The sequence below is a fragment of the Streptomyces sp. NPDC031379 genome (assembly GCF_055569615.1).
Genome location: NZ_JBVIIT010000010.1, coordinates 93,694 through 112,394 on the forward strand (window position 1 = coordinate 93,694; position 18,701 = coordinate 112,394).

The 18,701-nt window shown below is 73.1% G+C and carries 16 protein-coding genes; 3 read left to right on the top strand and 13 right to left on the bottom strand.

The genetic code is table 11. The features are described 5' to 3' along the window. Positions 1–3: 3 nt before the first annotated feature. Positions 4–714, top strand: coding sequence for a hypothetical protein (locus tag ACZ5CW_RS16535; RefSeq protein WP_468601753.1), 711 nt, complete (start codon positions 4–6; stop codon positions 712–714). A gap of 40 nt (positions 715–754) precedes the next feature. On the opposite strand, the gene ACZ5CW_RS16540 is transcribed toward ACZ5CW_RS16535, so the two are convergent. Then, positions 755–1,489: an SIR2 family NAD-dependent protein deacylase gene (locus ACZ5CW_RS16540; RefSeq protein WP_468601755.1), complete on the bottom strand. Its 735-nt coding sequence runs from the start codon at positions 1,487–1,489 to the stop codon at positions 755–757. A 91-nt stretch (positions 1,490–1,580) separates the two neighbouring features. Between ACZ5CW_RS16540 and ACZ5CW_RS16545 the strand changes: the two genes are divergently transcribed. Continuing rightward, complete coding sequence (locus ACZ5CW_RS16545) at positions 1,581–1,781, top strand: DUF2191 domain-containing protein (protein WP_468601757.1); 201 nt, start codon at positions 1,581–1,583, stop codon at positions 1,779–1,781. Positions 1,782–1,785: 4 nt separating this feature from the next. Here ACZ5CW_RS16545 and ACZ5CW_RS16550 read toward each other — a convergent pair whose 3' ends face one another. The 6 genes from ACZ5CW_RS16550 to ACZ5CW_RS16575 are packed head-to-tail and all read right to left on the bottom strand — an operon-like array spanning position 1,786 to position 10,827. Further along, positions 1,786–2,277, bottom strand: a complete 492-nt coding sequence (locus ACZ5CW_RS16550; protein ID WP_468601759.1) for an NUDIX domain-containing protein — start codon at positions 2,275–2,277, stop codon at positions 1,786–1,788. Further along, a complete protein-coding gene (locus ACZ5CW_RS16555) occupies positions 2,274–6,140 on the bottom strand; it encodes an SAV_2336 N-terminal domain-related protein (RefSeq protein ID WP_468601761.1) in 3,867 nt (1,288 codons plus the stop codon). Before ACZ5CW_RS16555 ends, ACZ5CW_RS16550 begins: the two co-directional genes overlap by 4 nt. Before the next feature lie 5 nt (positions 6,141–6,145). Further along, positions 6,146–7,150, bottom strand: a complete 1,005-nt coding sequence (locus ACZ5CW_RS16560; protein ID WP_468601763.1) for an AAA family ATPase — start codon at positions 7,148–7,150, stop codon at positions 6,146–6,148. Next, positions 7,147–9,297: a VMAP-C domain-containing protein gene (locus tag ACZ5CW_RS16565; RefSeq protein WP_468601765.1), complete on the bottom strand. Its 2,151-nt coding sequence runs from the start codon at positions 9,295–9,297 to the stop codon at positions 7,147–7,149. The genes ACZ5CW_RS16560 and ACZ5CW_RS16565 overlap by 4 nt, the downstream gene beginning before the upstream one ends. A 3-nt stretch (positions 9,298–9,300) precedes the next feature. Next, the gene (locus tag ACZ5CW_RS16570; protein WP_468601767.1) at positions 9,301–9,666 is read right to left on the bottom strand and encodes a CU044_2847 family protein; all 366 of its coding nucleotides are present in this window, start codon (positions 9,664–9,666) and stop codon (positions 9,301–9,303) included. Positions 9,667–9,705: 39 nt separating this feature from the next. Further along, positions 9,706–10,827 (bottom strand): ADP-ribosylglycohydrolase family protein, encoded by a 1,122-nt coding sequence (locus ACZ5CW_RS16575; protein WP_468601769.1) that lies wholly within the window; start codon positions 10,825–10,827, stop codon positions 9,706–9,708. Between the two features lie 166 nt (positions 10,828–10,993). On the opposite strand from ACZ5CW_RS16575, the gene ACZ5CW_RS16580 reads away from it, so the two are divergent. Further along, positions 10,994–12,130, top strand: coding sequence for a glycerate kinase (locus ACZ5CW_RS16580; RefSeq protein WP_468601771.1), 1,137 nt, complete (start codon positions 10,994–10,996; stop codon positions 12,128–12,130). 184 nt (positions 12,131–12,314) lie between these two features. Here ACZ5CW_RS16580 and pssA read toward each other — a convergent pair whose 3' ends face one another. The 6 genes from pssA to ACZ5CW_RS16610 form a co-directional block, all read right to left on the bottom strand. Then, the gene (gene pssA / locus ACZ5CW_RS16585; RefSeq protein ID WP_468602068.1) at positions 12,315–13,133 is read right to left on the bottom strand and encodes a CDP-diacylglycerol--serine O-phosphatidyltransferase; all 819 of its coding nucleotides are present in this window, start codon (positions 13,131–13,133) and stop codon (positions 12,315–12,317) included. Between the two features lie 22 nt (positions 13,134–13,155). Then, the gene (locus ACZ5CW_RS16590; RefSeq protein WP_468601773.1) at positions 13,156–13,812 is read right to left on the bottom strand and encodes a phosphatidylserine decarboxylase; all 657 of its coding nucleotides are present in this window, start codon (positions 13,810–13,812) and stop codon (positions 13,156–13,158) included. Between the two features lie 169 nt (positions 13,813–13,981). Beyond that, positions 13,982–15,187: an acyl-CoA dehydrogenase family protein gene (locus tag ACZ5CW_RS16595; RefSeq protein ID WP_386576085.1), complete on the bottom strand. Its 1,206-nt coding sequence runs from the start codon at positions 15,185–15,187 to the stop codon at positions 13,982–13,984. A 2-nt stretch (positions 15,188–15,189) separates the two neighbouring features. Beyond that, a complete protein-coding gene (locus tag ACZ5CW_RS16600) occupies positions 15,190–15,702 on the bottom strand; it encodes a MaoC family dehydratase (protein ID WP_145884642.1) in 513 nt (170 codons plus the stop codon). A gap of 5 nt (positions 15,703–15,707) precedes the next feature. After that, on the bottom strand, positions 15,708–16,670 hold the full coding sequence (locus tag ACZ5CW_RS16605; protein ID WP_468601776.1) for an HpcH/HpaI aldolase/citrate lyase family protein: 963 nt from the start codon (positions 16,668–16,670) through the stop codon (positions 15,708–15,710). Further along, on the bottom strand, positions 16,667–18,694 hold the full coding sequence (locus tag ACZ5CW_RS16610; RefSeq protein WP_468601778.1) for a protein meaA: 2,028 nt from the start codon (positions 18,692–18,694) through the stop codon (positions 16,667–16,669). Before ACZ5CW_RS16610 ends, ACZ5CW_RS16605 begins: the two co-directional genes overlap by 4 nt. Positions 18,695–18,701: the final 7 nt, after the last annotated feature.

Below are 18,701 nucleotides of genomic sequence, written 5' to 3' on the forward strand. Positions count from 1 at the left end.
CAAGTGAAGGCGACATCCCTGCCGAGCCGGGCGGTCCGGCGCATACCGGACCGCCCCCTGCGAGCGGCGGCCCTGCTGGTCCTGCTGGCCGGAATGCTCAGCGGGATGTCGCACCTGCTGCCCGCCCAGGTCGGCGTGTCCGACCTGGTGCGGGACGCCGGACGCGACGGATCACCCGTCGTGCACGTCCGGCAGACGGATCTCCTGGAGGTCCGGGCGAGCTGGTCGACCGGCTTCCTCGGCGACAAGGAGGTCACCCACCGCTTCGGCGAACTCCCGCTCAGCCCCGGCGGCGTCCAGATCTTCGAGGACACGGTGCGGCGCGAGGCCCGCGCCCAGGGGAAGACCGTCACCTTCGCCGAGGACGACCCGCTGTCGGAACTGGGCGGCCTGTCGGCGTTCGTCCCCGTCCTCTACTGGCGCTTCATCCCGCAGGACTGGCTGCGCTGGACCGTACTCGCCTGCGGCCTGGCCGTACTCGCCGCCATCGCGTTCCGTGACAGACCCCGGGCCAACCCGGGGCACTGGTACCTCTCGACCCTCCTCACGGGCGCCGGATTCCTGACGTACCTGTGGTGCGAACCGCGACCGCTGTGGTCACGGACCGCCGAAGACCCCCGCCCGCTGGGCGGTGGCCGGGTGACCGCCTACACCCTGCTCACGAGCGCGGCCGTCGCGCTGACGATCTGGGGCCTGGCGGCGACGCGCGCGTAAGGGCGAAGCCGCGAGAACGCCGACGGGCACCGCGCACCCCTCAGTCGCCCTGGGCGCCCAGGCTGCGCAGAAGTTCGGGCAGGGCGGTGCCGATGGGCTCGCGGATCACCTCTTGGGCCAGCTCGTCGTACGGGGTCGGCTCGGCGTTGACGATGATCAGGCGAGCGCCGTGGTCGGCGGCGACCCCGGCCAGGCCCGCCGCGGGCTGCACCTGAAGACTGCTGCCGACCGCGATGAACACGGTGCAGGCCTTGCTGATCGACAGTGCGTCGCCGAGGACCACCGGGTCCAGCCGCTCGCCGAACATCACCGTCGCCGACTTCAGGATGCCGCCGCACACCCGGCACGCCGGATCCTCCTCGCCCGCCTCGACCCGGGCGAGGGCGTCCTCCATCGGCCCGCGCGCCCCGCATCCCGTGCACACCACGCCCCGCGCGCTCCCGTGCAGTTCGAGCACCTTGCGCGCGGGCATCCCCGCCAGCTGGTGCAGCCCGTCCACGTTCTGCGTGATCACCCGGACCGGGACACCGGACCGCTCCAGCTCGGCGACGGCCCGGTGCGCGGCGTTCGGCTCGGCCTGCAGCGTCCGGTTCGCGCGCCGCATCTGCCAGGAGCGCCGCCGGATCTCCGGGTCCCCCATGTAGTACTCGTACGTCACGAGCTTCTGGGCCTCCGGGTCCCGCCGCCACAGCCCGTCCGGCCCGCGGTAGTCGGGGATCCCGGAGTCGGTGGAGATACCGGCACCGCTGAGCACGGCCACGAGAGGCTTGGTCATGCAGCCGAGGGTAGGCGGGACGTCCCGGCCGCCGCGAACGGATATCGCCCGGCCGGTCACGGCGGGGAGCCGCCGGTGCTAGCGTCCCGGCATGGCCAAGGTGACTGTCTCGCTCGACGCCCAGCTCGTCGTGGAAGTCATGGTGCTCGCCGGTGTGGGCAACCCCCAGGACGCCGTCGAACTCGTCGTCCGCGACTACATCGAGCGCGGACACCGCACGGAGGCGCGGACCGCCGCCCGCGACGAGGCGCTGCGCGAGGTGGACGCCAAGCCGCGGGACCCGGAGGGCTGACCGGTCACGCCACCCGGTGGCCGTTCTCCAGCTCCGCCGTGCCGGAGCCGCTCGCGAGGACGTCCAGGGCGGCCAGGACACGGCGGCCGAGCGCGCCGGGCAGATGGGCTCCGATCTCCTCGCGGGGGACCAGACGCCAGGACAGCAGTTCCTCCTCCTGCAGCCGGATGGCCTTGAAGTCGGCCTCCGGCAGGACACCGCCGTCGTACAGGTACGCCACCAGCGGCGGCCGCCCCGCGCCGTGCACCCAGTCCACGGCCAGCAGCCGGCCGAGTTCCCGGTCGAGCCCGATCTCCTCCAGCGTCTCCCTGCGGGCGCCCTGGCGCGGGGTCTCCCCGTCGTCGGACTCGACGGTCCCGCCCGGAAGCGCCCAGCCCTCACGGTAGTTGGGCTCGACGAGCAGCACCCGCCCCTCGGCGTCCCGGAAGAGCGCGGCGGCACCGGCGAGGACACGGGGCAGGCTCGCGATGTACGCGGCGAAGTCAGCAGTGGTCACTCTGCCGAGGGTAACGGGCCTCGGCGGCCCTCCAGGAACCGCCGGACCTCCGCCGTCTCCGGGTGGCCGGGACCCAGGACGCGCAGCTGCCGCGCGCGCAGTTCCTCGGCGAGAGCCGCGGCCTCGCCCGCCGCGCCCGAACCGTGCAGGGCGACGACCAGTTGGTAGGCGCTCGCCAGGGTGTCCTCGGCCTCCGGGCCGAGCCTCCTGCCCCGGCTCTCCGCCACCGCCCGCGCCTCGGGCACCGCCTCGGCATGCCGGCCCAGGGCGTTCAGCGCGGCGGCCAGACTGTGCCGGCAGTGCAGCGTGGTGTGGTCGTCCGGGCCCACGGCCCGCTGCCAGGACTGCAGGACCGTGCGGTACATCGCGCAGGCCTCCTCGAGGCGGCCCATCCGGCCGAGCGTGTACGCGCACTGCTGGCGGGCGGCGAGCGTCTCGTGATGGTCGGCCCCGAGCAGGAACATGCGCCCGTCGGCCGTGTCCTGGTACAGATCCAGCGCTTCCTCCAGACGCCCGGAGCGCAGACACAGGTACCCGAGTTCGTAGCGACTGGTGAGCGTGTCCCGGTGCCCCGTGCCGAGCAGCGCCTGCTGCCGGGCGGCGATGTCGCGCAGGGCCTGCAGCGCCTCCTCGACCCGCCCGGAACGCCCGAGGGAGACCGCGTACCGCTGCTCCTCCCGCAGCCGGTCCGCATCGTCGGTGGGGGGTACGGGGGACAGCGGACGGAAGCGGCTGCCGCGGCCGGGAGCGCCGGGGTGGCGCAGCCGTCCCTCTCCTCCGGGAGCCATCTCGATGACGTAGCCCGGTCCGGGCGGCGTGGACACCGCCGTGTCCAGGACCACGACGTACAGGCCGAGCCCGGCGGGCAGCGGGTCCAGCCAGGCCCGGACCGCCGCGTGGTCCGGCTCCTCGGCGACGACCACGATCGCGGCCGTCACAGGGGGAGCCTTCCCGGCGGCCTGCGCCTCGCCCAGCAACAGGCGGCGCCGGCGGATCTCCCCTCGCAGCTCCCCGGCCAGGGTGGGGACATCGTCGTAGTGGTCGATCTGGCGCAGGTTCAGTGCCGGGCCGTCCAGGTACACACGGGCGCCCGCGAGCAGCACGAACCGGGTCTCGTCGGGGGTGTACCGGCGCCGGAGCATGCCGTTCACGATCGCTCGCAGCAACGCGGCCCGGACGTTGAACGGGCCGTGGATCCGGCCGTGCGGTCCCATGGTGGCCAGGTCGAGCACCACCCGGCCCCCGTCGGCACCGCTTCCGACGGTCACCTCGGGCGGCACCTCGGGCAGCCGTGCCGGCGGGAGCCCGGCGTCCCGGGCGAAGTCGCGGAAGGCCAAAGCCAGTTGGGTCGCATCGGGCCGGTCGGCGAGGATGGGGCTGGAGCAGCGCCGGAGCAGCGAGCGCAGCGGTTCGGACAGCCAGGGTTCGCCGACGTCGAGCAGCAACGTGCCCAGGCGCTGCACGTCGTGCGCGGTCCCGTCGGGGTGCTCGTCCACCGCCCACCCGGTGACGCACACGAGCCGGTCCGTCATCAGGATCCGCCCCGCCGACAGCCCGCCGTGGACGACCCCCAGGGCGTGGGCGCGGGCGAGGACGGTGGCCGTCTCCCGGGCGACCTGGGCGAACACGTTCCGGAACAACCGGTCGCTCGTCCCCAGCCCGGCGGCCAGGCTCGTGGCGGGCCGGGGCGAGCGGCCACCCGGGAAGACCTCGGTCGCCAGCCACGTGTCCCCCTCCTCCAGCAGCCGGGGGGCCTGCCTGCCCTCGAGCGCCCGCAGCGCCGCGGCCTGCCGCGGCAGCGTCGCGCGGGCCCGGGACTTCGCCCGGGTCAGCCGGAGCACGGCGACCGCGCCGTCCTCGGCGCGGCCCAGGAACAGCCCGGACTCGGTGCGGGCCAGGGCGTGCCGGGCGAACAGCCGCCAGGAACCGGCCGCGCGCGGGTTGCCGGGGGCCAGCGGGAGCCACTCCGAGCCGGGGGCGCCGACGTAGTCGGGCAACGGCGGCTCGTCGGCCGGGGCGTCGGTCGCCGTCGGACCGGCCTGCGCGTCCGGGTCCTGCGCGCCGCCCGCGTCGGGGAGGGGCCGTGCGCCGGGATCCGTCCCGCCCGGTGCGTCCGCCCGAGGCTCCCCGATGCCCAGCCTGCGCAGCAGTCGCCGGCTCAGCCAGGTGAACGGGTGACTGTCGGCCGCGACGCGTTCCACCCCCTCCGGGTGGGCCAGCCAGGCCGGGAGGTTCCGAGGGCCGTCGGCGAGACGGCCGAGCCCGTCGGCGACCCGTCGGCTGGTGCGGAGCAGGTCGGCGGCCGGTGCGGTGCCCAGCAGGACGGCGCGGACCGCGTCGGAGAAGTCGTAGCCCCGGTGCTGCGGGGTGAGCGTGTCCTCGGCCGTGCGCCGCAGCAGCCCGCCCAGGAACACCTCGGCCAGGTGACCGGTCGTGATGTCCGGCCCGAGGGCCCGCTGCACCAGACGCATCACCGGGACGGACACCGGGGCGACGGCGGCCAGATGGGCGGCCAGCCGGTAGGCCTCGGCGGAGGCCGTCTCCCGGAAGCGCAGGACCGTGCCGGCGGCGTCGGACCCGGTTCCGCCCCCGGGTGTGACCGGGTGCGGCTCGGCCAGCAGGGGCAGCACCGCGCTGGCGCCCGGCGAGGCCACCAGACCGGCCCAGCGGGCCAGCGCCACCGGCTCCGCGGCCAGCACGGGCACCGGGACCCGGCGGCCGAACGCGGCCAGCTGGGGCGGCAGCAGCGGATCGGCCACCTCCCAGGCGGCGTTGGGCGCGCCCCGCCGCCGGGTGGTCACCTGCCAGGGCTCCGCCCGGATACCGGAGCCGTCCCACAGCCGCGGCGGCAGGGCGTGCAGCACCGCCGTGGGACCACTGCGCGCCCACAGTTCCAGTTGCCGGGCCATCCGGCCGTCCCGCCAGGCGGCGCCCGCCCCGTCGCTGATCACCAGGAGCAGGGTGTGCCCGGCCGGATCGGTGACCGTGGACGGCGGCAGCGGCGCGGCACCGGGCAGGAACGGACGGTGGGTGAGCCACGGCGCCTGCCCGGCGCGGGTCTGCAGCCCCAGGACGCGTACGGTGCGGAAGGCGCCCGCGCGTTCCACGAGCCCCTTCACCCGGGAGACCAGCCGCTGCCACAGCAGCATCGACGTGCCGTCGTCGACGAGCAGGACGACGTCGAGCCAGCGGACCCGGGACGGTCGCAGGACGGCGTCCGTCAGCCCGGCCTCGGCCATCGCCTCGGCGGTCGCGGTCTCGTCCAGCTCCCAGCCGTGCGGGTCGCGCACCCGTAACTTCAACGGGCGCAGGGACCGGCTCAGCTGCAGCTCACCGGCGCGCGCGGGGCCGGCGGACGGCGTGCGCAGAGGCCGCGCGGGCAGGGTGTCGCGGGGCCGGTCGTACGCCGCCGCGGGAGCGGCGTGCAGGGCGACGAGCCGCTCCACCGCCGCCGCGAGGGCGTCCGCCTGCTCCGGTGCGGCCGGGCGCGGTGCCGGGGGATCCTCGCCGGGGGCGGAGGGCGCGGGCGGCACCGGCTCCGGACAGGTCGCCGGGACCTCGGTCGTGCCGGCCCCGGCGGCCTCGGCCTGCGGCGCGACGACGGCCGAGGCCGTCAGCGCCCCCTGCCCGGCCGGGAGCCGCCGGGCCAGCCACAGCACGTCGAGGAACTCGTCCGGCGAGAGGTCCACCCCACTGCCGGCCAGCACCCGCGCCACCCGGCCGACCAGCTCGCCGCCGGGCTGCCCGCCGGGCTGCCCGCCGTCGCCCCCGTCGCGGCCGTGACCGTCGGGCCCTTCGGCGGGGCCACGCACCCCTGCGGGGGTCCGCTCGGCGCCGGCGTGCGCCTCCGGCTCGGGTCGCACGCCGGCTACACCGTCCCGCCGAGGCGGTGCAGTACGGCGGTGAGCAGACCGTCGGCCGGCAGCTCCACCCCGCCCTTGCGCAGGAACACGGCGTTGAGCAGCTGGTCGGTGGCCAGTTCGCCGCGGGCCCGCCGGTCGAGGAAGGCGCGCAGCAGGTCGTCCACGCCGTCCAGCGCGGCATCGCCGAGATGGGCCCGGACGATGTCACGCAACCGCGTCTCGTCCGGTTCGGGAAGGTCGAGCCGGACGCAGCGGCGCAGGAAGGCGGGCGGGAACTCGCGTTCGCCGTTGCTGGTGATGACGACGACCGGGAACTGGGAACAGCGCAGCCGCCCCCGGGTCACCGGCACCGTGCGCCGGGGATCCGCCGTCAGCACCTCGATCGTGCCCTCATCCTCGGGCAGCCGCGCCAGCTCCGGGATCTCGAACTCGCCCTCCTCGAACACCGTCAGCAGGTCGTTGGGCAGGTCCACATCACCCTTGTCCAGCTCGTCGACGAGCAGCACCCGGGGCCGCTCCCCGGGGACGAGCGCGGTGCCCAGCGGGCCCAGCCGCACATAGGAGCCGATACCGGGGCCCTCGGGCAACGGCTCGGCACCCCTCTCGGTCCGCTCCCGGCGCAGGTTCGCCTCCCGGAGCCGGCCGATCGCGTCGTACCGGTAGAGCGCGTCCTGGAGCGTGGAACGGCTGTTGACCGGCCAGGCCAGCACCCGGCCCAGCGACAGCTCGTGCGCGACGGCGTACGCCAGTGAGGACTTGCCCGTCCCGGGATGTCCGGTCACCAGCAGCGGGCGGCGCAGCAACAGCGCCGCGTTGACCACGTCCGCCTCCTCGGGGCCGATCAGATACGGGCGCGGGCGCGGCGCGTCCTCGGGGCCGCCCGAGAAACGACGCCACGGGGGAGGCTCGGGGAAGTCCACCGGCCGGGTCCGCCCGTCACCACGGAACAGGCGCCAGTCGTCGGTCGGCGGCGTTCCGTCCTCGCCGGTGCGCGCGTGTGCTGCGGTCATGGTGCGCAGACTCCTTCGTCGGGGTCGATCTGCTGCGGACCGTGGCCCTCGGCGGCGAGGCCGTCCCAGGTGCCGACGTCGAAGACGAGCGCCGGACTGGCCGGCGGCCGCTCCGTCGCGGACCGGAACTCCCGTACCCGCTCCGGGAGGTCGGTCAGCGCACCGGCCGGCGCCAGCGGGGCGAGCCGGTCCGCGTGCTCGTGGCCCACGGCGTCCCGGTCCCAGAGCACCACCGGCACCCCGAGCGCCAGGCACACGTTGAGCAGTTGCTCGCGCTGCTCCGGGGAACCGTGCACCACCACGTGGTTGGTGGTGTAGTGCCGGCCCCCGGCCAGCAGCCGGGCCAGCCGTGCCCCGTCCGCGCACGACGCGTCGACGACGAGCGAGCGCCGGTGCCCGTCCCCCCAGCGCCGCCGCCGGTGCGCGTCACGGTCGGGGACACGCCTGCTCATCTCCGGGCAGAGCAGGGTCAGCTGGAAGGAGACGCCGAGCGGCTGGCTGGGCAGGTACTCGTTGGGGCTGCCGCCGTCCCACTGGTCCACCGGCAGATGCAGCCACGCCCGCGTCACCTCGACGTCCACGGCGGGCGGTGCCGACCGGGCGGGGTCGTAGGAGCGCTCCGCGCCCACCCGGATCAGCTCGGCCGCCTCGGCGGCGGTCATCGGCGTGTCCCCGGCCGCGGTGTCGAGGCGCCGTACCGAGCCGCCGGAGGTGCGCTGCCACAGCCGGCAGCGCAACAGCTCGGGCGAGCCGCTCTCCGGGGTGAGCCGCACCAGCAGCCGGGACACCGGGGGCGTGGCGGACCGCGCCCAGCGCTCGGCGTCGGCCCGTCGCTCGGCCAGCGCCGCCCGGTGCACCCCGAGCCGGGCGCAGACGCGGTCGCTCCAGTCCCGCAGATCCCGCTCGGCCTCCGGGAGGCCGGCCGCGACGAACTCGGCCCAGTGCAGCAGCGGCGGCATCCGCGTGATGCCGTCCGGACCGGGCTCGTACGCGCAGGCCTCCAGTGCGGTGACCGCCTCGTCGAGCCGGTCCGGCCGGAGCGCGGCCGTGCACAGCACCGGGGGCAGCGGGGTGAAGCGCAGGGCGGCCTGCGCCGCCCGGCCGGGCAGGCCCGCGTCCCGGGCGACGACCGTGCGCAGCCGCTCGGCGAGTACGGCGTACTCGTGCCGGGAGAGCAGGCCCGCGGCCGGGATGGCCGTGCCGAGGCGCAGCAGGGCGTCGAGGCGGCCGGGGCGGGACCGGTTGCGGGTCGCGAGGGACTCGCTGAGCGTGGGCAGCGCCCGGGCGGTGCCCAGCAGCAGCTCGGCCAGTTCCTCCGGCCGCGGCGCGCTGTCGTCCTGCGGGGTGTCGAGCCCGAGGTCGGCCGCGAGCTGCCGGGCGTGCTCGGCCCGTTCGGTGGGCAGCGGCATCAACTCCCGCAGCACGGTCAGCAGTTCGTCCCCGACCAGGGCGTCGGCCGGCTCGCACCGGTCGGTGTGGCAGGCGGCCAGCGCCTCACCGGCCCCCGCCGCCGTCAGCTCGGCGCGGATCGACTGCCAGGGCAGTCCCCAGGCGCGCCGCACCACGTGTCCGGCCTGCAACGGTCCTGCGGGCAGGCGCAGTTCGCCCGTCACCAGGCCCACCGCCCGGTGGTCGGCGCGCCGCAGCAGCGGCCCCCCGCTGTGCCCGGGGCCGATGGCCGCGCCCGACAACGAGCCGTCCACGAGGCCCAGTCCGTCGTCGAGCCGCTTCGCCTCGACGTCCGCGAAGGTCACCTGGTACCCGCTGCCGTGCCAGACCCGCAGGCCGTCGCCCTCGGCCATGTCGGCCCAGACGACCGGCTCGCTGTCGGGCGGCGCGGGCTCGGCCAGCAGGAGGACGCATAGGTCGCCGTGCCAGGTCCCGCCCGGCCGCGGCCGCTCGGGCACCCAGACCTCGACGTGCGCCTTGACGCGCCGCTCGCCCTGGCAGAAGGCGACCTCCACCATCTCGTCGTCGGGCCGCCCGGTGCTGCGGGGCGCCCGGCCGAGGGCGTCGTTGACGACGTGCGCACAGGTCAGTACCCGGTCGGGGGAGAGCAGCGCCGCCGCGCCGACGGCCGGGCCGCCGTCCCGGCGCAGCACGGAGACCACAGGCGGCTCGCCCGCGGGCCTGCGGAACCAGCTCACGTCCTAGGCTCCGCGCACCTCATGCCGCCAGGTGGCCGAAACGGTCATCGTGGCCGCGCCCTTCACACCCACGACGCCCAGTTTGAGGTCCTTGCCGACCTCGATGCCGAACTCGACGGTGAACGACTCCGGCGGGTTGGCGGCACCGCGGACCGCGTCGTGCACCTCGTCCAGGAGCGGGCCCAGCGGGCGCAGGGTGGCCCGCAGCGCGTCCGCGGCCGCGGACGCGACCCGGCTCCCGCCGCGCGAGACGGGGCTCGGCACGCCGAACTCCGCGGGCAGGCCGTCGTCCGCCAACGGCTCGCCGACATCGGCGAGTTCCACACGCACCGCGGCTCCGGCCAGGTCGAGTTCCAAGTACTCCGGCATGGGCTCATTGTGCCGACCGGCGCACCCTCGTGACGGTGCTTACGACGGATTCGAGCCGCCGGCCCCGTCCTTCTCCCGCCGCTCGTCCGCCAGCCGCAGGGTGCGCGCCGCCAGCTCGCTGATCCGTACGCCGTCGAAGCCGAACACCGCGCTGCGGACGGTGTCCTCCAGCGGGTCCTTCCACTGGTCCGGGATCGCGGCCGCGCCGGTGAGGACCCCGGCCACCGAGCCGGCCGTCGCCCCGTTGGAGTCGGTGTCCAGGCCGCCGCGCACGGTCAGGGCGATGGTCCGGGTGAAGTCGCCGTCGCCGTACAGCAGCCCGGCGGTGAGCACGGCGGCGTTCGGCACGGTGTGGATCCAGCCGAGCCCGGCGGTCTCCTCCGACAGCGTGGCCAGGGTCTCCTCCCACGGCAGCCGTGCCTCGTGCAGCGTCGCGACCCGCCGCACGGTACGGGCCAGGCGGCTGCTCGCCGGAATCAGTCCGAGCGCCCGCTCCAGCGCCTGACGCACGGTCGCGGCGGTGAAGGCCGCCGAGATCAGTCCCGCCGCGAACATCGCGCCGTAGACACCGTTGCCGGTGTGCGACAGCACCGCGTCCCGGCGGGCGAGGCCGGCGGCGCGCGGCGGGTCGCCGGGACAGGTCCAGCCGTAGACGTCGGCGCGGATGAGGGCGCCGATCCACTCCTGGCAGGGATTGTCGTACGTCGCCGTCAGCGGCGGCTTCAGCCCGTTCGCGAGGTTGCGGTACGCCGCCCGCTCCGCGGTGAAGGTCTGCAGGTACGGCAGACGGAGCAGCCACAGATCGCCGACCTGCTCGGTGCTGAAGCCGAAGCCGTGGGTCTCCAGCAGGTGCAGGCCGAGGATCGCGTAGTCCACGTCGTCGTCCCGGCAGCTGCCGTGGATGCGGCCGCGCACGCACTCACGCCACTCAGGGCGCAGCACGGCGGCCTCGGCCGCGTCGGCGGGCTCGGGCAGGTAGTCGGTGAGCGGCAGGGCGGCGGCCCGCCGCAGATAGCGGTCGATGCGGTCGCGGGTCCACACCTCGCCCAGTTCGACCGGCTTGCCGAGCATGTTGCCCGCGATCCGGCCGAGCCAGCCGCCGTGGATGCGGTCGGCGAGGCCGGGCTCGGTGCGCCGGGTGGTCAGGGGCCGGGTGGTCATGGCTGGGGTCTACCCGTTTTCCCCGGCCCCGTCCCAGGGGCTTTCCCAGGGTTCGGTCGGGGCATGACGGGGAGGGCGTCCTGAGGTTATGGTCACAGCGGCGCGACTGGCCCTGACGTGCGCGGGGCCCGGAGAGCAAGGGGAAAGCAAGGTGGCGGACGCTGCAGTGAACGAGACCCGTCGGGTGCTCATCGCCGCGGACAAGTTCAAGGGCTCGCTGACGGCCGTACAGGTCGCCGAGCGGGTGACGGCCGGGCTGCGCCGGGTCGTGCCGGATCTTCGGGTCGAGGCGCTGCCCGTGGCCGACGGCGGCGACGGGACCGTGGACGCGGCGGTCGCGGCCGGTTTCGAACGCCGGGAGATCCGGGTCGCAGGACCGCTCGGCCAGGAGGTCACCGCCGCGTTCGCGCTGCGCGAGGGCACGGCGGTGGTGGAGATGGCCGAGGCGAGCGGACTGCAGCGTCTTCCGGCCGGTGTCTTCGCACCGCTGACGGCCTCCACGTACGGCTCCGGGGAACTGCTGCGGGCCGCGCTGGACGCGGGCGCGCGGACGATCGTGTTCGGCGTCGGTGGCAGTGCCACGACGGACGGCGGCGCGGGCATGCTGGCGGCGCTCGGCGCGCGCTTCCTGGACGAGAACGGCGAGCCGGTGTACCCGGGTGGCGGCGGGCTGGCCGGCCTGGCCCGCGCCGACCTCTCCGGTCTCGACCCCCGGCTGTCCTCGGTCGATTTGGTGCTGGCCAGCGATGTCGACAACCCGCTGACCGGGCCGAAGGGCGCGCCCGCGGTGTACGGCCCGCAGAAGGGGGCCTCGCCGGACGACGTGGCGACCCTGGACGCGGCCCTCGCCCACTTCGCGAAGGTCCTGGAGGCCGAGGTCGGGCCGCGGGCGGCGGAGCACGCGGCGGCCGCGGGGGCGGGCGCGGCGGGCGGCATCGGCTACGGCGCCCTGCTCCTGGGCGCGCGCTTCCGCCCCGGCATCGAGGTCATGCTGGACGTCCTGGGCTTCGCGCCCGCCCTGGAGCGGGCCTCCCTGGTGATCACCGGGGAGGGGTCCCTGGACGAGCAGACGCTGCACGGGAAGGCCCCGGCGGGGGTGGCCGCGGCGGCGCGTGCCGCGGGCAAGGGGGTCGTCGCGGTGTGCGGCCGGCTCGCCCTGCCGGAGGAGGCGCTGCTGCGGGCGGGGATCGAACAGGCGTACCCCCTGACGTCCGTCGAGCCCGACGTGGCCGAGTGCATCGCGGAGGCGGGCCCGATCCTGGAGCGCGTCGCCGCCCGGATCGCCGAGGACCACCTGGCCTGAGGCCCCGGGGGCTCCGCCCCGGATCCCCGTTTCCCATTCACCCACCCGACTCGGTGGGCCGAACAGGCACCGTCCCGGCCGGCCGAGTCGAGGGGGTGGGCACAGGCCGGAGGCCGGGGCTCCGCACCCGGACGGCGAAGGGCCCCGAACCCAACCCTGGGTTCGGGGCCCTCGGCGTTCATTCCTACGGCAGCTGCGCGGCCCTGGCCTCACGCCGGTTGTCGCGGAAGTTGTTCACCCGGCGAGCCGTGGCGAACAGCGGGATCACCGCGCCCATGACCAGCTGCAGCGCGCAGCCCGTCTGGAGCAGCAGCTGGCCGCTCGGGGCCTCGAAGGCCCAGGCCGCCAGGAGCCCCATGGACAGGACGATCCAGGAGAGCATCGCGCCGGCCAGGCGGCCCCGCGGCTTCGGGTACTCCACCCGGCTCACCATCAGCCACGCCGTGCCCAGGATCGCCAGCAGCGTCGCCACGAAGGGCAGCTCCAGCAGCACGATCGAGACGACCGTCAGCGCGCCGAACGGCGAGGGCATGCCCTGGAACATGCCGTCCTTCATCGTCACGCACGAGAAGCGCGCAAGGCGCAGGACCACGGCCAGGAGCACCACGATTGCCCCGAGCGCGGCCACTCTCTGGTGCGCGTCGTCCGCGACCATGCCGTAGACGAGGACGAAGTACGCGGGCGCCAGGCCGAAGCTGATCAGGTCGGAGAGGTTGTCCAGCTCCGCGCCCATGGGGGAGGAGCGAAGCTTCCTCGCCACCAGGCCGTCGAACAGGTCGAAGACCGCCGCGCACAGCATCAGGATGACCGCCGTGGCCGCACTGTGGCGGGCCATGCCGGACTCCTGGCTGCCGGTGAGGTGCGGGATCAGGATGCCGGTGGTGGTGAAGTACACCGCCATGAAGCCGCACGTGGCGTTGCCGAGCGTGAGGGTGTCCGCTATCGACAGGCGGAGAGAGAGGGGCATCTCCTCCTCTTCGTCCACCTCGTCGGCCTCGGGCACCCAGCCCGCCTGGGTCTCCGGATCAATCACGGTCAATGCGAGTCACCCCAGCCACGGTCTTCTGGCCGACCTCGACCGCGACCTCCACGCCCTCGGGCAGGTAGAGGTCGACACGCGAGCCGAAGCGGATCAGACCGATACGGTCGCCCTGCTCGACCTTCGTGCCCTCGGGGATGTAGGGCACGATGCGGCGGGCCACCGCGCCGGCGATCTGGATCATCTCGATGTCGCCGAGTTCGGTGTCGAAATGCCAGACTACGCGCTCGTTGTTCTCGCTCTCCTTGTTGAAAGCCGGAACAAAGCCGCCGGGGATGTGCTCGACCGACGTCACCGTGCCCGCGAGGGGCGCGCGGTTGACGTGGACGTTGAGCGGGCTCATGAAGATCGCGACGCGGGTGCGGCCGTCCTTCCACGGCATGATGCTCTGCACCACACCGTCGGCGGGCGAGATGACCGTGCCCGTGGCGATCTCACGCTCGGGGTCGCGGAAGAACCACAGCATGCCCGCCGCCAGCGCGGTGGCGGGCACGGCAACGGCCTTGGCGGCGCCCGAGCGGCGAGCGCGGGCCAGGCTGAGGGCTGCGGTGGCGACGGTCGGGAGAAGCCACGGCGATGCTCCGCGCGCGAGGCGTGCGCCTACCAGGCTGTCGCGGTGTGCAGAGGTTTGGCTGTGGGGCATGGATGACCTTCGTAGCGGATGATGCCGCGCTATGACGGGGGACGGCGGCTTTCCGGGATCGTACCGGTCGCGGGCTACAACTGGGCAAGCCAGGAAGCCGAGTCGGCGGCGGAAGAGTGTCTACGGGGTGTGATCTTCTTCTCGAAGAAAACACCCCGTATCCGGACATTCAGCCCTGGAATCGATACTCTTCGAGCAGCCTGCGCCCGATGATCATTTTCTGGATCTCGGCGGTACCTTCACCGATGAGCAGCATCGGGGCCTCCCGGTAGAGGCGCTCGATCTCGTACTCCTTGGAGAAGCCGTAGCCGCCGTGGATCCGGAAGGCATCCTCCACGACCTCCTTGCAGTACTCGGAGGCGAGGTACTTCGCCATGCCTGCTTCGAGGTCGTTTCGTTCCCCGGAGTCCTTTTTGCGTGCTGCGTTGACCATCATTGCATGCGCGGCCTCGACCTTGGTGCCCATCTCCGCCAGCTTGAACTGGATGGCCTGGTGCTGGGCGATCGGCTTGCCGAAAGTGTGCCGCTGCTGGGCGTACTGGACACCCAGTTCGAACGCACGCTGAGCGACGCCACAGCCACGCGCCGCCACATTGACGCGGCCGACCTCGACGCCGTCCATCATTTGGTAAAAACCTCGGCCGGTGACCCCGCCGAGCACCCGGTCGGCCGGAATGCGCAGGCCGTCCATGATCAGCTCGGTGGTGTCGACGCCCTTGTAGCCCATCTTGTCGATCTTGCCGGGGATCGTCAGTCCCGGGCGGACCTCGCCGAAGCCCGGCTCCTTCTCGATCAGGAAGGTGGTCATCGACTTGTGGGGGGCCGTGCCCTCGGGGTGTCCTTCGTCACTTCGGACCAGGACGGCCACGAGCGAGGACGTACCGCCGTTCGTCAGCCACATCTTCTGACCGTTCAGGACGTACTCGTCGCCGTCCTTGACCGCCTTCGACGTGATCGCCGACACATCGGAGCCGAGGCCCGGCTCGGACATCGAGAAGGCGCCGCGGATGTCGCCGGCCGCCATCCGGGGCAGGAAGTGGTCCTTCTGCTCCTGCGTGCCGTGCTGCTTGAGCATGTACGCCACGATGAAGTGCGTGTTGATGATGCCGGACACCGACATCCAGCCGCGGGCGATCTCCTCCACGCACAGCGCGTAGGTGAGGAGCGACTCGCCCAGCCCCCCGTACTCCTCGGGGATCATCAGACCGAAGAGGCCGAGTTCCTTCAGGCCGTCCACGATCTGCTGCGGGTACTCGTCGCGGTGCTCCAGCTCGGTCGCGACAGGGATGATCTCCTTGTCGACGAAGTCCCGAACCGTGGAGAGGATCTCCTGCTGGACGTCGGTCAGACCGGCGGTCTGGGCGAGACGGGCCATGCCTACTTCTCCTGCTGCTTCAGTTCCGGGCGGCCCGGCTGCTCGCCGCCGCGCTCCTTGATGTACGTCTCGGTGGGCACCATGACCTTGCGGCGGAAGACGCACACCAGGGTGCCGTCCTGCTTGTAGCCCTTGGTCTCGACGTAGACGATCCCGCGGTCGTCCTTCGACTTCGACGGCCACTTGTCGAGCACGGTCGTCTGGCCGTAGATCGTGTCGCCGTGGAAGGTCGGCGCCACGTGCTTGAGCGACTCGATCTCCAGGTTCGCGATCGCCTTGCCGGAGATGTCCGGGACGGACATGCCGAGCAGGAGGGAGTAGATGTAGTTGCCCACGACGACGTTCTTGCCGAAGTCCGTCGTCTTCTCCGCATAGTTGGTGTCCATGTGGAGCGGGTGGTGGTTCATGGTGAGGAGACAGAACAGGTGGTCGTCGTACTCCGTGACCGTCTTGCCCGGCCAGTGCTTGTACGTCGCCCCGACCTCGAACTCCTCGTACGTGCGTCCGAACTGCATCGCGCTCAGGCCTCCGGGATCTCGAACTTCGACGTGCGCTGCATGCCGGCTGCGCGTCCCTTGCCGGAGATGACCAGGGCCATCTTGCGGCTGGCCTCGTCGATCATCTCGTCGCCGAGCATCGCGGAGCCCTTCTTGCCGCCCGCCTCGGACGTGTAGTAGTCGTACGCGTCCAGGATCAGCTCGGCGTGGTCGTAGTCCTCCTGGGAGGGCGAGAAGATCTCGTTGGACGCCTCGACCTGGCCCGGGTGCAGCACCCACTTGCCGTCGAAGCCGAGGGCGGCGGCGCGCCGGGCGACCTCGCGGTAGCCGTCGATGTTGCGGATCTGGAGGTAGGGGCCGTCGATCGCCTGGAGGTTGTTGGCGCGGGCGGCCATCAGGATCTTCATCAGGATGTAGTGGTAGGCGTCCGCCGGGTAGCCGGGCGGCTGCTCGCCCACGACCAGCGACTTCATGTTGATGGAGGCCATGAAGTCGGCCGGGCCGAAGATGATGGTCTCGACGCGCGGGGAGGCCTGCGCGATCGCGTTGACGTTGTTGAGGCCCTGCGCGTTCTCGATCTGCGCCTCGATGCCGATCTTGCCGACCTCGAAGCCCATGGTCTTCTCGATCTGCGTCAGCAGCAGGTCCAGGGCGACGATCTGCTCGGCACTCTGGACCTTCGGCAGCATGATGCAGTCGAGGTTCTGGCCGGCGCCCTCGACGACCGTGACCACGTCCCGGTACGTCCACTCGGTCGTCCAGTCGTTGACGCGCACGACCCGCGTCTTGCCCGTCCAGTCGCCCTCGTTGAGGAACTTGACGATGGTGTGCCGTGCCTCGGGCTTGGCGAGCGGCGCGCACGCGTCCTCCAGGTCCAGGAAGACCTGGTCCGCCGGGAGGCCCTGCGCCTTCTCGAGGAAGCGCGGGTTCGAGCCGGGCACGGCCAGGCAGGAGCGCCGCGGGCGAAGGCGGTTGACGGTCGTCATGCGGGGACCTCCAGGGGGTCGAGCTTGTTCGCTTTCCGGATCTCGTCGACGATGCGGCCGATGATTCCGGTGATGTCGAAGTCCTTCGGGGTGAATACCGCGGCCACGCCGGCGGCCCTGAGCTGTTCGGCGTCACCGTTCGGGATGATGCCACCTGCGATCACCGGTATATCTGTGGCACCGGCCACACGCAGCCGCTCCAGCACGTCAGGGACCAGCTGGGCGTGCGAGCCGGACAGGATCGACAGGCCCACGGCGTGGACGTCCTCCGCCAGGGCCGCGTCCACGATCTGCTCCGGGGTGAGCCGGATGCCCTGGTAGACCACCTCGAAGCCGGCGTCACGGGCGCGTACGGCGATCTGCTCGGCGCCGTTGGAGTGCCCGTCCAGGCCCGGCTTGCCGACCAGGAAGCGCAGCTTGCCGACGCCCAGCTCGCGCGCGGTGGCGTCCACCTTGGCGCGGACCTCGGCCATGGCCGAGCCGGGATCGGCGGCGACGGCCACCGGCGCGGAGGACACCCCGGTGGGTGCCCGGTACTCGCCGAACACCTCGCGCAGGGCCCCCGCCCACTCGCCGGTCGTGACCCCGGCACGGGCGCACTCCAGGGTGGCCTCCATGAGGTTGCCGGTGCCCTTGGCGGCCTCCTTCAGCCGCTCCAGCGCCTTGCACGGGCGCGGGTGGTTGAAGGGCGGCTGGTAGCGGGTGTCGCGCCAGGTCCCGATCGCCTCCACGACGCGGGCCTCGACCGCCGGGTCGACCGTCTGGATCGCGGTGTCCAGGTCGGCCGTGAGCGGGTTCGGCTCGGTCGTCTCGAAGATGTTGACGCCGACGATCTTCTCCTCGCCGGACTCGATCCGGGCCCGCCGCTCGGCGTGCGAGGAGACCAGCTGCGCCTTGAGGTAGCCGGACTCGACGGCCGCCATCGCGCCGCCCATCTCCTGGATCCGGTCGATCTCGGCGAGGGACTCCTCGACGAGGGCGTTCACCTTCGCCTCGATGACGTGCGAGCCCGCGAAGATGTCCTCGTACTCGAGCAGGTCGCTCTCGTGCGCGAGGACCTGCTGGATGCGCAGCGACCACTGCTGGTCCCAGGGCCGGGGCAGGCCGAGGGCCTCGTTCCAGGCCGGCAGCTGCACGGCACGCGCGCGTGCGTCCTTGGAGAGGGTCACGGCCAGCATCTCGAGCACGATCCGCTGGACGTTGTTCTCCGGCTGCGCCTCCGTCAGCCCGAGGGAGTTGACCTGGACGCCGTAGCGGAAGCGGCGCTGCTTGGGGTTCTCGATGCCGTACCGCTCGCGGGTGACCTTGTCCCAGATGCGGCCGAACGCCCGCATCTTGCACATCTCCTCGACGAAGCGGACTCCCGCGTTCACGAAGAAGGAGATGCGGGCGACGACGTCGCCCATGCGCTCCTGCGGAACCTGGCCGGAGTCGCGCACGGCGTCGAGGACGGCGATGGCGGTGGACATCGCGTACGCGATCTCCTGCACCGGTGTGGCCCCGGCCTCCTGCAGGTGGTAGCTGCAGATGTTGATCGGGTTCCACTTCGGGATGTGGGAGACCGTGTACGCGATCATGTCCGTCGTCAGGCGGAGGCTCGGCCCCGGCGGGAAGACGTGCGTCCCGCGGGACAGGTACTCCTTGACGATGTCGTTCTGGGTCGTGCCCTGGAGCTTGGTGATGTCCGCGCCCTGCTCCTCGGCGACGACCTGGTAGAGCGCCAGCAGCCACATGGCGGTGGCGTTGATCGTCATCGAGGTGTTCATCTGCTCCAGGGGGATGTCCTGGAACAGCCGGCGCATGTCACCGAGGTGCGAGACGGGCACGCCGACCCGGCCGACCTCGCCGCGGGCGAGGATGTGGTCGGGGTCGTAGCCGGTCTGCGTCGGCAGGTCGAAGGCCACCGACAGGCCGGTCTGGCCCTTGGCGAGGTTGCGCCGGTACAGCTCGTTGGACGCCTCGGCCGTCGAGTGGCCGGCGTACGTCCGCATGAGCCACGGACGGTCCTTCTGACGCTCTGTCATCTAAGGC

What these genes read in the sequence shown, in the direction of transcription:
- ACZ5CW_RS16590 (WP_468601773.1), bottom strand. Translation starts at nt 13,812, where the DNA reads ATGCCCCACAGCCAAACCTCTGCACACCGCGACAGCCTGGTAGGCGCA.
- ACZ5CW_RS16540 (WP_468601755.1), bottom strand. Translation starts at nt 1,489, where the DNA reads ATGACCAAGCCTCTCGTGGCCGTGCTCAGCGGTGCCGGTATCTCCACC.
- ACZ5CW_RS16600 (WP_145884642.1), bottom strand. Translation starts at nt 15,702, where the DNA reads ATGCAGTTCGGACGCACGTACGAGGAGTTCGAGGTCGGGGCGACGTAC.
- ACZ5CW_RS16560 (WP_468601763.1), bottom strand. Translation starts at nt 7,150, where the DNA reads ATGACCGCAGCACACGCGCGCACCGGCGAGGACGGAACGCCGCCGACC.
- ACZ5CW_RS16575 (WP_468601769.1), bottom strand. Translation starts at nt 10,827, where the DNA reads ATGACCACCCGGCCCCTGACCACCCGGCGCACCGAGCCCGGCCTCGCC.
- ACZ5CW_RS16570 (WP_468601767.1), bottom strand. Translation starts at nt 9,666, where the DNA reads ATGCCGGAGTACTTGGAACTCGACCTGGCCGGAGCCGCGGTGCGTGTG.
- ACZ5CW_RS16545 (WP_468601757.1), top strand. Translation starts at nt 1,581, where the DNA reads ATGGCCAAGGTGACTGTCTCGCTCGACGCCCAGCTCGTCGTGGAAGTC.
- ACZ5CW_RS16605 (WP_468601776.1), bottom strand. Translation starts at nt 16,670, where the DNA reads ATGACGACCGTCAACCGCCTTCGCCCGCGGCGCTCCTGCCTGGCCGTG.
- ACZ5CW_RS16610 (WP_468601778.1), bottom strand. Translation starts at nt 18,694, where the DNA reads ATGACAGAGCGTCAGAAGGACCGTCCGTGGCTCATGCGGACGTACGCC.
- ACZ5CW_RS16595 (WP_386576085.1), bottom strand. Translation starts at nt 15,187, where the DNA reads ATGGCCCGTCTCGCCCAGACCGCCGGTCTGACCGACGTCCAGCAGGAG.